Raw genomic sequence first — 13,934 nt, 5'->3', positions numbered from 1 at the left:
GGCATAAAATACAATTGTGCAGGTTTCTTTTTTATATTTTTATTACTAGAAAATAAATAGATTTTGCCAAAATTTAAAATTAAGTATTAAAAAATAATCTGTTTTAACAATAGTGGTTAAGAGTTATATAGATGGGAGTAGGAAGTAGTGCTTTGGCTCCTTTCGGCTTCTCCTGACGGAGACGCTGCGCGAACGCTCAAGGAAAGTCACTCACCAAGAAATGGCCAGGGGCAGAGGGCAGGAAAAATTACTTCTGCCTGCTGCCTCCTGCCTTTCTTGGTAATTTGAATTAAGGAATAGGCTGCGATCGCAATAATCTTTCCACCACAGTTCTCGCATTACGTCCTCCCCTAGGAATGAGGCGATGACAGAGAACGTAAGGCACCAAAAACTTTACATCATCGGGGATAGCATAATCACGCCCAGAAATAAATGCTAATGCTTGAGTTGCTTTTTGTAATGCGACAGTTCCGCGCGGACTGACACCCAAAGTAATTTCTTCATCATGTCGCGTTGCCCGTACTAATTCTAAAATATACTCTTGCAAAGAAGCTTCTACTCTGACTTGAGAACAGATTTGACGCAATTGTTGTAATTCTGCCAAGCTAATACAAGGTTGCAACTCCGCTACATTCATTCCTTGTTGGAGATTTTGCAACATTTGCAATTCTTCTTGTGCTGAAGGATAACCCAAACTCAAAGACAGCATAAATCTATCCATTTGAGCTTCTGGTAATGGGAAAGTCCCTTGATACTCAATGGGGTTTTGGGTAGCAATCACAAAAAATGGCTGGGGAACTGACCGAGAAACACCATCAATTGTGACTTGATTTTCTTCCATTACTTCTAATAAAGCTGACTGAGTACGAGGTGTAGCGCGGTTAATTTCATCAGCTAGAAGTACATTAGCAAACACTGGCCCAGGCAGAAAGGTAAATTCACCAGTTTTGGGATTCCAAATATTCGTACCAGTAATATCTGTGGGAAGTAAATCAGGAGTGCATTGTAAGCGTTGAAATTTGCCATCCAACGAACGCGCTAAAGATTTAGCCAGCAGCGTTTTACCAACTCCAGGAACATCTTCTAATAGTGCATGACCACCACTTAATAAGGCGACTAAGACCAAGCGAATTGCTTCGGTTTTACCGACAATGGTCAGAGCGAGATTTTGAGTTAAAGCTTCAATTTGTTCTCTCATGCACCACAGAATGATTGAGGAATTGGCGATTAGGAACTGGAATGGAGAATAACCTATGCCTCATTCCCCACTCCCTAATTTTCAGTATTCCCACTTCATCATCGGAAGTTAGCATTCTCCCGATAAAATTTTTTGAGCAATGGTACAGTCTTGCTGAATTTGGGTTTTCAAGGCTTCTAGAGACGCAAATTTCTGTTCTGGGCGTAAAAATTCGATGAGTTCTACAGCCAATTGTTTGCCGTATAAATCCCCAGACCAATCAAATAAGTGTACTTCTACAGATGAATTTGTACCATTTACTGTGGGGCGATTACCAATATTCATTACTCCCAAAATCAATTGTGGAGTCGTAGCGGCCGTGTCATTCAAAATATATACCTTGACTGCATAAACGCCGTGACGTGGTAAGAATTTATCGCTAGGTATTTGGAGATTAGCCGTAGGAAAACCAATGGTTCTACCGAGTTGTTGACCTTGAACCACAGTACCGAAGAGAGTGTAAGGTCGTCCAAGACATAAATTGGCGTTTTTAATATCGCCGCTTTCCAGACATTGGCGAATTAAGGAAGTGCTAATCGGAGGTAGGCTGACAAATCCACTGTCTGACAAGTTATCTGTATGTGTTTGTAATGGAACAATAGTAACGGGAATATTGTGCTGGGCTGCCAGTAATTGCAAATCTTTAGCAGTACCTTGACGCTGTTTACCAAAACAAAAATCTTGCCCAACACTAATTCTTTGACACTGTAATTGTTGGACGAGAATTTTATCGACAAACTCTTCAGGCGACAAAGCTGATAATTCCTTGTCGAAGGGTAATAATACTAGTTGTTCCACTCTTAGCGAGCGCAATTGTTGAACTTTTTCATCCAGTGGTGTTAACCAAGTACGGGGTGTTCCCGTAAAAAATTCCTGTGGATGGGGACGAAAAGTTACAACTGTTGAGTATATGAGTTCTGGTGTTGGGGGTTGGTTGGGATCGTCTTGGCAAATTCTACTATCCCCATCTTTGTTCGCTGCTGGCTGTAGAATCGGCTGAATTACCCTTTGATGGCCAAGATGTACGCCATCAAATTTGCCCAGCGCAACATTAGTTGGCCTGAGAACCTCTGTGGCTGAAGCAGCAACCCATACAGAACATCCATTTTGAGACAAATTTAGCACGTAGATTCTGGAATTTGAGGTTTATTTCGCCATAAATCGCAAGCAACCTGATGGAACACCAATGAGTAGAAGACAAGCTGTGTATGGGTATAGAGGTGTAAAGTTGATGAACACTTAACACCCAAACCGTTGATTTTTCGTTTTTATACTATGAGTAGTTCTAACATTAATAAACACACAACTTTGTCTCCAGTTTTCATAGTGTCTTTGTGAGGTACATTCTCGCGTTTATAGCTCTTGATCACCAATCTAATCTAAAATCTACAATCGCTTGACAGGCAACTTTTACCCAGACAACTTATCTAACAGGAAAAGATTCTGATAATGGGACAGATGTAGACACTTGTAGCACCATTCTTTCCCGTGCCATAATTGCGCCTGGAAATTGCTGCGCCGCTTCTTCCCCGACAGCATCTAAAAAATCATCATTGTGAGCTGGATCATGGTGGAAGATTACCAAAGTTTTGACATTGGCAGCTTTGGCTATTTTTACTGCTTCTTGCCAAGTGGAATGTCCCCAACCAATTTTCGGCGATTTTGGCGAATAATATTCCTCATCGGTGTAAGTACAATCGTAGATGAGGATATCGGCATTGCGAGATAGCCACAGCACATTTTCATCTAACCTATCCGGAAAATGCTCTGTATCGGTGATATATACAGCAGCACCACCGCGCCAGTTAACTCGATAGCCAACGGCTTCACCGGGATGATTTAATGATGCCGTTTCTATGGTAATGTCATGAATATGAATGGGTTGCCCTGGTTTGACATCGTGAAAATGCAAATTGGCTTGCATAATCTGCAATGGCACTGGGAAATTTGGGTGAAGCATCTGGTCGTTGAGGCGTTGCTCAATGGTTGAACCATCAGGAGCGATCGCACCATAAATGTGAAAATTATTGCCTCTGACAAACCCAGGTACAAAAAAGGGAAAGCCCTGCATGTGATCCCAGTGGGAATGCGTGAATAACAGATGAGCTTCTAAGGGCATTTGGCGCAGTAAAGATTGTCCTAAAACATGCAGTCCTGTACCACCATCGAAAATTAAGCGTTTGTCGCCCACTTGCATCTCAACGCAAGGGGTATTACCACCATAGCGGACAGTATGTGGCCCTGGACTGGGGATGCTGCCACGAACACCCCAAAATTGTACGGTAAATTGGTTCTCTATCCTAGACATGGGTGTTGCTTGCTGGACTGAGCGGGCGATCAAGAACAAAAATGTTACTTGTTTGGTTAAGTCTATGCTGTTTTACCACATTTGGTAGAGAATGTTTTTCTTGGTACAACAGCATACCTTGTTTGGGGTAGATTGTGTGAACGTCAAAGAAATCCTGCAAAAGAGTTACCTGAATATTTCCCACATTATATGTATCAGTAATATCAAAACGCTCCTACTTTATAACCTAAATTTTGCTGTGATGCCTTTAACTGATCAGAAAAAGTCCAAGGGCAGGAAAATGAAGGCTCTGAGCAGCAGGGTAAAATGCTCATCATGACTTTGCCAAATTGGTAGATGAATTTAATTATGTAGTTGCCTTTAGATGGAAAGTATATAAATTTACTTATCTAAAGGAATTTCCCAGTGGGATAATTTATCTAGTCCAGTTGGATAGGTGAGATTGTACTGCAATGGCGTAATACTGATATGGTTTTTGCGGATGATATGCACATCAATGGGTATATTTTGCGGTAAATTTAAACCAATTGGGGGTTCCACATCTTCTAGAACTTCACCAGTTAACCAGTAATAAGTTTTGCCACGGGGATCGATGCGCTTGTCAAACACATCAACATAGCGCCTGACTCCTTGTCTGGTAAAAGTGACTCCGGCAATTTCTTCCCACTTCACCGCAGGCACATTAACATTCAGCAACATTAAATCTGGTAAGGGTTTGGCGGCTAGTTGCTCAACTAAAATTTTGGCAAACTTAGCAGCTGGTTGAAAGTCTTTGTAGAGATGACTAGTCAGGCTAAAAGCAATGCTGGGAATGCCTTCGATCACTCCTTCCATCGCTGCTGAAACAGTTCCAGAGTAGAGAATTTCGGTTCCGAGATTGGCACCTTGGTTAATGCCAGACAGCACCAAATCTGGAGGAGAATCTAATAAAGCCCATAGTGCTAATTTGACACAATCTGAAGGCGTGCCATCACAAGCCCAAGCTTTGATGCTGGGATGAAAAACTGATTCGACAATTTCCGCACGAATGGGCTGGTGTAAAGTTAATCCATGTCCGGTAGCCGATCGCTCCCGATCTGGACAAACTACAGTTACATCATGGCCAGCTTCTGCCAAGCAGTTGGCTAGTGTACGCACACCCAAGGCAAAAATACCATCATCATTACTAATAAGTAATCTCATGGGTCATGTAATTTTAGATTCTGGATTTTAGATTTTAGATTGACTGCGCTCATTTTGGGGATGCAGTCTGGGGATTTTTAGATTTGTTCTGCCCAAAAGATTATGGGGTATGAACTGACAGAATCATCCAAAATCTAAAATTCACAGTGTCAAGAGTCCATAGTCAACAGTTAAAGCTAAATTGTCAATGGTTGACATCACAAATACCAAAGAAAAAATCCTCCCTGGCGCGATCGCTTATAAAATAAGGTTATTTGTCTTTCGTCATTAGTCATGAGTAAAGAGTTCTTACTATTGACCAATGACTAATGACCAACGACCAATGACTAATGACTATTAACTAATGACTAGCAATTTAGAGACTCAACTTTTAGCATTACAGCAGGAAGGAGAAAATGCGATCGCAGCTGCTGATACCCTAGAACGCCTAGAAGAACTCAGAGTCAATTACCTGGGGAAAAAAGGGCAACTAGGGGCATTGTTACGCAGTATGGGGCAGATGAGTGCAGAGGAACGTCCTAAAATTGGAGCGATCGCCAATACAGTTAAAGAGTCCCTGCAAACTAGTCTAGATAAGCAACGTGCTGCTTTAGAAACCGCCAAAATTCAGGCGCAACTAGAGGGAGAAACCCTGGATGTCACAATGCCAGGAATTTTCCGTCCCCAAGGTCGCATTCATCCCCTCAACGGCATTATTGACCGGGCATTAGATATTTTCGTCGGGATGGGTTACACCGTAGCCCAAGGGTCAGAAATGGAAACCGACTATTACAATTTTGAAGCCCTGAATACACCACCCGACCACCCCGCCCGTGATATGCAGGATACCTTTTACCTGCCAGATGGTAACTTACTGCGGACTCACACTTCCTCGGTGCAAATCCGTTACATGGAAAAAGAAGAACCACCAATTCGCGTGGTCGCACCAGGGCGAGTTTATCGGCGTGATAATGTAGACGCAACCCACTCAGCCGTTTTCCATCAGATAGAACTGTTAGCCATTGACGAGGGACTGACTTTTACAGACCTTAAAGGCACAGTCAAGATGTTTTTACAAGCAATGTTTGGCGACTTGCCAATCCGTTTTCGTGCCAGTTACTTCCCATTTACCGAACCTTCGGCTGAAGTGGATTTGCAGTGGAATGGTCGCTGGCTAGAAGTTATGGGTTGCGGTATGGTTGACCCAAATGTGCTGAAATCTGTAGGCTATGACCCAGAAATTTATACTGGGTTTGCTGCTGGTTTTGGTGTAGAACGCTTCGCAATGGTGTTACATCAAATCGATGATATTCGCCGTTTGTATGCCAGTGATTTAAGATTTTTACGGCAGTTTTAAAATAGTCAAAAGTCAATAGTCACTTTATTTTGACTATTGACTACATTTTGGATTATTGGTTCTGCAATTCTAGATGTGTCAGTTACCAAGGTTAAAATATCAATATGCAAATCCTGTAAGACTATGAGTGCAACCACTGGTAAAAAACTGACTATTGAGGAATATTTGCAGTATGACGATCGCACTGATCATCAGTATGAACTAGTGGCTGGAGAATTAGTGAAAATGCCACCTGAAAGCCCAAAAAATGTTCAGATAGCTCTGTTTTTACTAGTAAATTTCCTCAAGTTTGTGCCAGTCAATCGCGTGAGTAATAAAGCTGAAATTGTGATCAGTGGTTTTCGTGCAACCACGCGCGTTCCTGATTTAGTTGTGCTGACAGAAGAACTGGCAACAATTCTACAAGGTACAACTAGATCCACAATTACTCTAGATATGCCACCACCCGCACTAGTTGTTGAAGTTGTTTCTCCTGGTAAAGTGAATGAAGACCGAGACTATCGCTACAAACGTTCTGAGTATGCTGCTAGGGGAATTGCTGAATATTGGATTGTTGACCCGCAAGCTCATAAGATTACTGTACTCATATTAGTTGATGGGCTTTATGAAGAAACTATATTTGTAGGCAATGCTCTCATCGTTTCTAAAGTTTTCCCAGAATTACAGCTAACAGTAGAACAAATACTCACAGCCGGATATAGGAACACATCAAAGCAGTAGTTTTTTATCAAGTGGCAGCGATTATATTTCCTAACAATCATAAGTAATCAATGTTTGCTATTTATTAGCAACCATTTTCCTTGCTTGGCTCAAAAGCCTCGAAGTTTCTTCTGTCAGTATTTTTTCTTCAGTTTCTAGTTCTTGGAGACGAGTGCAAAGCACCTCTATTCTTCTTTCAGGAGATAATCCTTTAAGAAAATCAACTGGAATGACATTAGATTCTCCACTAAGCCAGGTCAGTACTCTCTGGAGTTTTACTCGATTTTCTGTTTGAATTTTAGGATTGGCTAACCTTTCTTCAATAGAAGCTACTAAGGCAGGCGCAGCATATTCCTTTAATCCTCTCTGAACTGACACAGTATTTAAACCCTTAACAAGTTGTTTGATTGTGTAGTTAGAAAGACCAAAAGCTTGTAGATGTAGCTTTGTCAGCTTTTCAGTATCATTGCCCATTGCTACCTCCTTGGTTTTTTCCTGAAACTTGATTAAGAAGATCGGCGATATATGCTGCCTGTTCAATTATTGTAGCCCTCAATGTCGGAACTAGCTTGGCAGCATAAAAGTCCTGAATATTTGTTAACTGCTCTATTAAACCCTGAATCATCTCTTTTTGGCTAACATTGACTCTCTTTTGTGCTGCAAGTTCATAATTTCGCTTTTTTAAATCTGAACCAGCGTAACGAATCATGCACAGAATTGCTTCATCCCTAGTTGTTACATTATCTTGAGATGCTTCGATAGCTCGTTTCACATCGGCTTGTGTCCACCCAAACTCATCAGCCAGTTGTTTGATTAATTGCTTATCAGCCATATAGAACCTTTTCCAAAATTACGAAAAGTCAACAATTTTTGTTCCAATTTCCAGATTGCAGCCTGGATGTAGCAATCTGAAATTTTCAGGTTTGTTAGCAGCAGATCCAAAGTCTTTTAATGGAAGAACATGATGTACGACTGCATCCGCAGAACGAAGAGATTCACCACAAGCAGCACATTTACCTTCTTGATATTGAAATTGCTTCTGTTTCCAGGTTTTGCCTGCATTACTTTGTAGCCACTTATTGAACTCCTTACGCGGATCAATGACTGATTTTGCTCTTGCTAATTTCTCCTCTGTACTTTTACGAATTTCTTCTTCTTGCGCTAGAAGCACTAACAACTCACTGTATAACCGAGCTAAATTATCGGCAGAACCAGTACTCATACTTTTTTTTAGTATGTTTAATAGGTATTTTATACTGTTTATTTTCATCATTAACGACAATTATCGCAATGTCCACAACGCCAATTAGCAGCATCTTGAGAAAAACCAAAGGCATTTAATAAAAACTGCCAACGACATTGTTTTGTTGTTAAATATTGCTGCATTTGTTTGACAGCTTGCAGTTGTGTGGCTGGCTGTTTCTGCACTTTTGATTCAATTTTGTAATGGAAAGGATCAAGCCATTTTAATTGTCTGCTACTGTGGAGTAATGCTAATGCGACAACTGCATCGGGAAATTGTCGCGTGACTGTATTAATATCGCCTTGTTTTGGTAATTTTTTGACTAATTGCTGTGCTGTTTGCAGTTGCGATCGCATTTTATCAGCAAAAAACTGTTGTCTTTGCTTATCGCCAGAATCTAGCCATCCTGTAGGTTCACTCACCAGTGTCAATGCTTCGGCTGGTTTACCATCTCTTCCGGCGCGGCCGATTTCTTGCACATATTCTGATAGCAGATGTGGGGCGTGATAGTGGACAACCCAGCGCACGTCAGGCTTATTTATCCCCATCCCAAAGGCACAGGTACAAACCACAAATGGTATCTTACCACCCAACCAACTGGCTTCGACTGCACGGCGTTCGGCTGCACTTAACCCTGCGTGGTAACTGGCTGTCGGATAACCCATCTCGGCTAACCATACTGCTAATTCTTCGCTATCGCGGCGGGTGCGAACATAAATTAAACCAGCTTGTGGCGATCGCTTTTGAATAAACTGGAGTAACTGCTGTTTTCTCCCCCTTGGTGTCCAAGCGATACGAACACTAGGATGCAGATTAGCACGGTAAGGATTCAGCCGAAAGATTTCAGGTTGCTCTAATTGTAAAACAGTTTGAATCACATTTTGCGCTAATGGATCAGCTGTTGCGGTAAAAGCAGCAATACTAATTTTAGTTCCTGGTGGTTTTGATTTGAGTAATGCCGGACGCACCGCCCCTAATCTGCGGTAAGCTGGTCGAAATGTATCTCCCCATTGCACCAAACAATGTGCTTCATCCAAAATCAAGCCATTGATTTGCAATTTTGGCTGAGATAATCTTTCCCACACTGGTGGACTTAATAAAGTCTCTGGTGATAAATAAAGTAATCGCAGTTGTTGTTTTTCCAATGCTTGCAATGTTGCACGGCGTTGAGATGAAGGTAGTTCACTATGCAAAAGTGCTGCACTCAGATGGCGTTGATGTAGTTCTTTCACTTGGTTTTCCATCAACGCTACCAAGGGAGAAATTACTAATGTTAATCCTGTTTGTAATAATGCTGGCAATTGAAAACAAATGGATTTACCACCACCTGTTGGCATAATAATCAGAGCATCTTTTTGTGCTAATAAAGTTCTGATTACTTCTCCCTGTGGTGGACGAAAATCATCGTAACCCCAAATTTTTTGAAACGCTGCATGAACATCTTGCCAAGTGGTTTTTGTGGGTTGATTCATGCTGAGAAATAGTAGATGCGCCCTTGGTTTTCCACATTGAATATGAGGTTACTATGAATATAACTGCTGTTATTTAGCCCCAGCTTCAGTAATTTCCCCATAATTTTATGACGCGAGCCTTTAAAGTCGATTTTAGTTATCTCGAACATGGTTGGATAACTGTGGAAATGTTCAGTCAGGAACAGCAATTGTTATTTCCCGCTTCTCATATACCTGATAACTCTTTGTGTGAACTTTTGGATGCACTCATAGCCCTTTTAAATGGTCAATATAAAGCAGTGGTTAGGTGGAATACAGAACCAATTAGATATGAGTTTCTCTTTGCCCAAAATGACAAAAAGTTAACTTTGGATGTTGTTAAGCTTTCAAATTTACCAATTAACCAACAGCGAAATGAATTAGTGTTTAAAGTCAATAGTTCTTGTATATCTATGGTTTTATCTTTCTGGCGTGCTTTACGTCATCTTGAAAGTTATGAAAATTTTGCACTGCACTGGGGACGAGTTTTTCCTCAACGGGAAATGAGATTATTAGAAAAATTAATTTTAGAGTTTAGAGGAAGAGCCTAACCAAAAATTTTGATGTGCAGAAATTTGGGAATACTACCGTAATTATGAGGAATACACTCATTTTTATATAAAAAAATATTACGGTAATTTTACTGGATAAATAAAAAAAGCGTGTTATACTACTAAGCAGGATCACACAAAATAAAAAACCTGCACAAGCAGGCTAAAAAAATTTATTGACGCTAAAAAAAGCATAGCGATGTTTTTCCATGTTGAAATTAGAGTAGTTGGGTAAGAGAATCTACTCTGAGAGATTTAGGAATTATTTAATTGTGATATTTGGTATCAACGAAATTTGGCTTTCAGCTTATAGCTTTTGTCCTGTATAAATAGAGCGAACTTCACCATTTCGACGGACAATTGCTTCTCCGTTGTTGACCTCTACTAAAGTCCAGCCACTAGTACCAATTATTTCGCCAATATTGATACGCCGAGTTACGCCATCAACTTGAAATAAAGCCGCAGATTTCTTACCTAGCTCTAGTACACCTTCTAATGTATGACCGGGAGCAGGTTGAGGGTTGGAGGTTAAATATACTTGTTGGGGGGTTTTTGGTGATGCAGCCACACTCGCTACAGGAGGTGAAGCAGCCCGCAGTGGTGCAACTGGTAACGCAGGAAGGGGACTGGCTGATTGCCTGACAGTAATTGGGGCTGTACGTACAGCTACAGGTTTGAGATCAGTACGCACCGCAGCAGCTAACATATTGACACTAACAGGTTTACCTGGTTGCTTGACAGTGTTTAAAGCTGTTTTGACTGCATTCGGCTGAGTTGTTTGTTTGGCGTTGGCTATGGGCGGTAGGGGTAAGGGAGTTCCGGGAAGCCTTGGTAGCCCGTAGCGCATAGGTGAAGGCGCTTGATAGACAGGAATATAGATGCGTTCAACAACACTGTTTGCTGAACCGTTAGAGGTGGGGGCTGTATTGTTAGCAGTGAGCGGAGATGGTAAGTTACCAATGGGTGAACTACCCGCATAAGCAATGGTATTCGGGTTAGAGGTTATGCGGTTGCTGATGCCGTTGCGAAAAGATGCTTGATATGTTTTTCCGCTCTGTTGGTCGATGATGGCTAACGACCCCAGCATATAGTCGGCTAAATCTGACTCAATTTCTGCTTTTGTCGGTAATTGGGTTCCTGACATTAAGCCGTTTTGCTGTGTCCATCTGCCAGTGATCAAAGAGAAAACTTCTGCGCGTAGTAGATAAATCGTACCAGCGATCGCAATCCCAATGGCGGTTCCTAAAATCACCAGCTTGCTGAAAGCCCGTTTGATTTTCTTCGGTCTTCTAATTCCCGAAGCCATTGCGGGAGTATCGACCACAACTGTACTAGCGTGCTGATTTCTAACTTGAGGTACACCCTGTACAGTGCTGACCATATTGGGCAGAACAATCTGCGGTATATTCAGCGTTTGCAGAGGCTCATAGTCTGAGTAATACCAATCGTTTACAGATGTTTCCTCTCTAGAATGCTGTGGTATGCGACCACCATACCTCACAGTATGGGAGGATAAAGTGCCACTGCCATCTAAAATATCGTCAATATCGGCAAACAAATCATCCATCAAGCCATCAGCATAAATTTCGATTGACCAAGGCTCGTTGCTAATTAATTCTTCTGATGGTTCCGGAACGATGAGATGGTTGTTGAATTCTTGTAACATAGGCATGATTTTGGGTTTTGTTTGCCAGGATTAAGTAATGCTCTTAACGCCTGGAAATCAGGATTTTGCAAAAATATCAAACTGCCAGCCTAAACTTGACGAGTTTATTTTTATGTGGTATTAAATTCAACGTAGTCTGGAGATAGTTGGTGATGCCAGCAAAAAAATTCGTGTCATCAATCATACCAATCCCCTCCCTTCTACTATACTCACGCTTGTTAAAACTTTAACTTACGTTAATGCCGGAAAGTCGGTCTGGTGTTTGGTTTTACGCAATTCCAAATATATTAACAGTGCGTTAATATCCGCAGGATTCACACCCCCGATACGGGCAGCTTGACCAATAGTCAGTGGTTTTACCTTAGTTAATTTTTCCCGTGCCTCTTTAGAAAGAGTATCAATTTTGCCATAATCTAAATCCGCAGGTAGCTGGCGGTGGGCTTGACGGGCGGTTTGTTCAATTTGGTTTTGTTGTCTGGCGAGATAGCCAGAATACTTGATATCGATTTCTGCGCCTTCTCTCTCCGCCTGGGTGAGACTGGAATTACCCAAGCCGTATTTATGCAGGTCAACATAATGAAATCCTGGTCGCCGCAGTAAGTCAGCAAGGGTGATGGAACCTTTGATTGCTTGTTGGGTATCAGAGGCGATCGCTTTCCCTACTTCATCATGTTCTTTAATGCGGGTGGTGTATAGTCTTTCTTTCTCTGCTGTGATTTGGGCTTGTTTAGTGGTGAATAATTCCCAACGGCGATCGTCAACTAAACCAATTTCCCGTCCCAAAGGCGTTAAGCGTTGGTCTGCATTATCCGAACGCAACAATAGACGATACTCAGACCGACTGGTTAGCATCCGGTAAGGTTCTCGCAGGTCTTTCGTACACAAATCATCTAGTAACGTGCCGATGTAACTTTGCTCACGCGGAAATACAATCATTTCCTGATCACGTACAAATCGCGCCGCATTAATTCCTGCCACAATTCCTTGGGCTGCGGCTTCTTCATAGCCTGTTGTACCATTAATTTGACCAGCACAAAACAACCCCGCAATTTTCTTCGTCATCATGGTGGGATAACACTGGGTCGCAGGTAAGTAATCATACTCTACCGCATAAGCCGGACGCAGCATCACACAGTTTTCCAACCCTGGTAGACTCCGTAACATTTGCAATTGCAGAGTTTCTGGCAACCCAGTAGAAAAACCTTGAATATATAGTTCAGGAATATCTCTTCCTTCTGGTTCAATAAAGATTTGATGGCTTTCCTTATCTACAAAGCGCACAATCTTATCTTCAATACTGGGACAATAACGCGGCCCTTTCGCCTCTACCCAACCACCATAAACGGGCGATAGGTGTAAATTTTCTCTGATTAAACGATGGGTTTCGGCAGTAGTGCGGGTCATGTGACAAGGCATTTGTTCCCTTTCTACCCACACTTCTGGGTCAAAGCTAAACCAGCGAACTTCCGCATCTCCTGGCTGAAGTTCCATCTTACTGTAATCCACCGATCGCTTATCTACCCGTGCCGGTGTCCCAGTTTTTAATCTTCCTGTTTCAAAACCCAAACGATTTAAAGTTGCAGTCAAACCTTCAGCAGCAAATTCTCCTGCACGTCCCGCCGCCATTGATTTGTTACCAACCCAAATCTTGCCACCCAAAAAAGTACCAGTGGTCAAAATAACTGTTTTACATTCAAAAGCCACACCGAAATAAGTTTCGACACCAACCACTTCATCGTTAGCGCCCAAAACTAAGTCTGTCACCATCCCTTCCCGAATGGTCAAATTTTCTTGATTTTCCACAATGGCTTTCATCACCGCCGCATATTCCCGCTTGTCTGTTTGGGCGCGTAATGCCCAGACCGCAGGCCCCCGTGAAGAATTGAGGATGCGTTTTTGCAAGTATGTGCGGTCTGCCATTTTGCCAATTTCCCCACCCAAAGCATCTACCTCATGGGTTAACTGCGATTTAGCCGGGCCACCTACGGCGGGGTTACAAGGTTGCCAAGCAATTTTATCTAAATTCAGTGTTAATAGCAGAGTCCGACAACCAAGACGGGCAGCGGCCAAGGCGGCTTCGCAACCGGAGTGACCTGCACCGACGACAATCACATCATAAGCGTCTTGGAATTCAATAGAATTGTGCATGGTCATACTTATACAACAGCAAGCTAAGATTCATTGATATTTTAGCTGATCCAGTGCTTTCCAGGATGCGCCTT

At 42.1% G+C, this 13,934-nt stretch carries 13 protein-coding genes; 3 read left to right on the top strand and 10 right to left on the bottom strand.

What is annotated here, in order from left to right; translation table 11 throughout:
* Positions 1 to 289 precede the first annotated feature (289 nt).
* From ACX27_RS23810 to surE, 4 genes are all read right to left on the bottom strand, one after another.
* Positions 290 to 1,198 (bottom strand): AAA family ATPase, encoded by a 909-nt coding sequence (locus tag ACX27_RS23810; RefSeq protein WP_062296056.1) that lies wholly within the window; start codon positions 1,196 to 1,198, stop codon positions 290 to 292.
* A 108-nt stretch (positions 1,199 to 1,306) separates the two neighbouring features.
* On the bottom strand, positions 1,307 to 2,362 hold the full coding sequence (locus ACX27_RS23805; protein ID WP_062296054.1) for a bifunctional riboflavin kinase/FAD synthetase: 1,056 nt from the start codon (positions 2,360 to 2,362) through the stop codon (positions 1,307 to 1,309).
* Positions 2,363 to 2,660: 298 nt separating this feature from the next.
* Positions 2,661 to 3,545, bottom strand: a complete 885-nt coding sequence (locus ACX27_RS23800) for an MBL fold metallo-hydrolase (protein ID WP_062296052.1) — start codon at positions 3,543 to 3,545, stop codon at positions 2,661 to 2,663.
* A 381-nt stretch (positions 3,546 to 3,926) separates the two neighbouring features.
* Positions 3,927 to 4,727: a 5'/3'-nucleotidase SurE gene (gene surE / locus ACX27_RS23795; protein WP_062296051.1), complete on the bottom strand. Its 801-nt coding sequence runs from the start codon at positions 4,725 to 4,727 to the stop codon at positions 3,927 to 3,929.
* Positions 4,728 to 5,070: 343 nt separating this feature from the next.
* Between surE and pheS the strand changes: the two genes are divergently transcribed.
* Positions 5,071 to 6,063 carry a phenylalanine--tRNA ligase subunit alpha gene (gene pheS, locus ACX27_RS23790; protein ID WP_062296049.1) on the top strand — a complete coding sequence of 331 codons (993 nt, stop codon included), beginning with the start codon at positions 5,071 to 5,073 and terminating at the stop codon, positions 6,061 to 6,063.
* A gap of 123 nt (positions 6,064 to 6,186) precedes the next feature.
* A complete protein-coding gene (locus ACX27_RS23785) occupies positions 6,187 to 6,783 on the top strand; it encodes a Uma2 family endonuclease (RefSeq protein WP_062296047.1) in 597 nt (198 codons plus the stop codon).
* A gap of 57 nt (positions 6,784 to 6,840) precedes the next feature.
* Here the strand turns inward: ACX27_RS23785 and ACX27_RS23780 are convergent, their stop codons facing one another.
* From ACX27_RS23780 to ACX27_RS23765, 4 genes are read right to left on the bottom strand one after another with little or no spacing between them, the layout of a single operon-like run.
* Positions 6,841 to 7,236, bottom strand: a complete 396-nt coding sequence (locus ACX27_RS23780; protein ID WP_062296045.1) for a hypothetical protein — start codon at positions 7,234 to 7,236, stop codon at positions 6,841 to 6,843.
* A complete protein-coding gene (locus ACX27_RS23775; RefSeq protein ID WP_062296043.1) occupies positions 7,226 to 7,594 on the bottom strand; it encodes a hypothetical protein in 369 nt (122 codons plus the stop codon). Before ACX27_RS23775 ends, ACX27_RS23780 begins: the two co-directional genes overlap by 11 nt.
* A gap of 18 nt (positions 7,595 to 7,612) precedes the next feature.
* Positions 7,613 to 7,984 carry an HNH endonuclease gene (locus ACX27_RS23770; RefSeq protein WP_062296041.1) on the bottom strand — a complete coding sequence of 124 codons (372 nt, stop codon included), beginning with the start codon at positions 7,982 to 7,984 and terminating at the stop codon, positions 7,613 to 7,615.
* Positions 7,985 to 8,034: 50 nt separating this feature from the next.
* Complete coding sequence (locus ACX27_RS23765; protein ID WP_062296039.1) at positions 8,035 to 9,477, bottom strand: RecQ family ATP-dependent DNA helicase; 1,443 nt, start codon at positions 9,475 to 9,477, stop codon at positions 8,035 to 8,037.
* A gap of 107 nt (positions 9,478 to 9,584) precedes the next feature.
* Between ACX27_RS23765 and ACX27_RS23760 the strand changes: the two genes are divergently transcribed.
* Positions 9,585 to 10,046 (top strand): hypothetical protein, encoded by a 462-nt coding sequence (locus tag ACX27_RS23760; RefSeq protein WP_062296037.1) that lies wholly within the window; start codon positions 9,585 to 9,587, stop codon positions 10,044 to 10,046.
* A 307-nt stretch (positions 10,047 to 10,353) separates the two neighbouring features.
* Here the strand turns inward: ACX27_RS23760 and ACX27_RS23755 are convergent, their stop codons facing one another.
* Together ACX27_RS23755 and mnmG are read right to left on the bottom strand one after the other, a co-directional pair.
* Entirely contained in the window at positions 10,354 to 11,718 is a 1,365-nt protein-coding gene (locus ACX27_RS23755; protein ID WP_335337736.1) for a hypothetical protein, read from the bottom strand.
* A 225-nt stretch (positions 11,719 to 11,943) separates the two neighbouring features.
* Entirely contained in the window at positions 11,944 to 13,866 is a 1,923-nt protein-coding gene (gene mnmG / locus ACX27_RS23750; RefSeq protein ID WP_062296034.1) for a tRNA uridine-5-carboxymethylaminomethyl(34) synthesis enzyme MnmG, read from the bottom strand.
* Positions 13,867 to 13,934 lie beyond the last annotated feature (68 nt).

This window comes from Nostoc piscinale CENA21 (genome assembly GCF_001298445.1).
GTDB lineage: Bacteria > Cyanobacteriota > Cyanobacteriia > Cyanobacteriales > Nostocaceae > Nostoc_B > Nostoc_B piscinale_A.
This window is presented reverse-complemented; position numbering and strand designations above follow the sequence as displayed.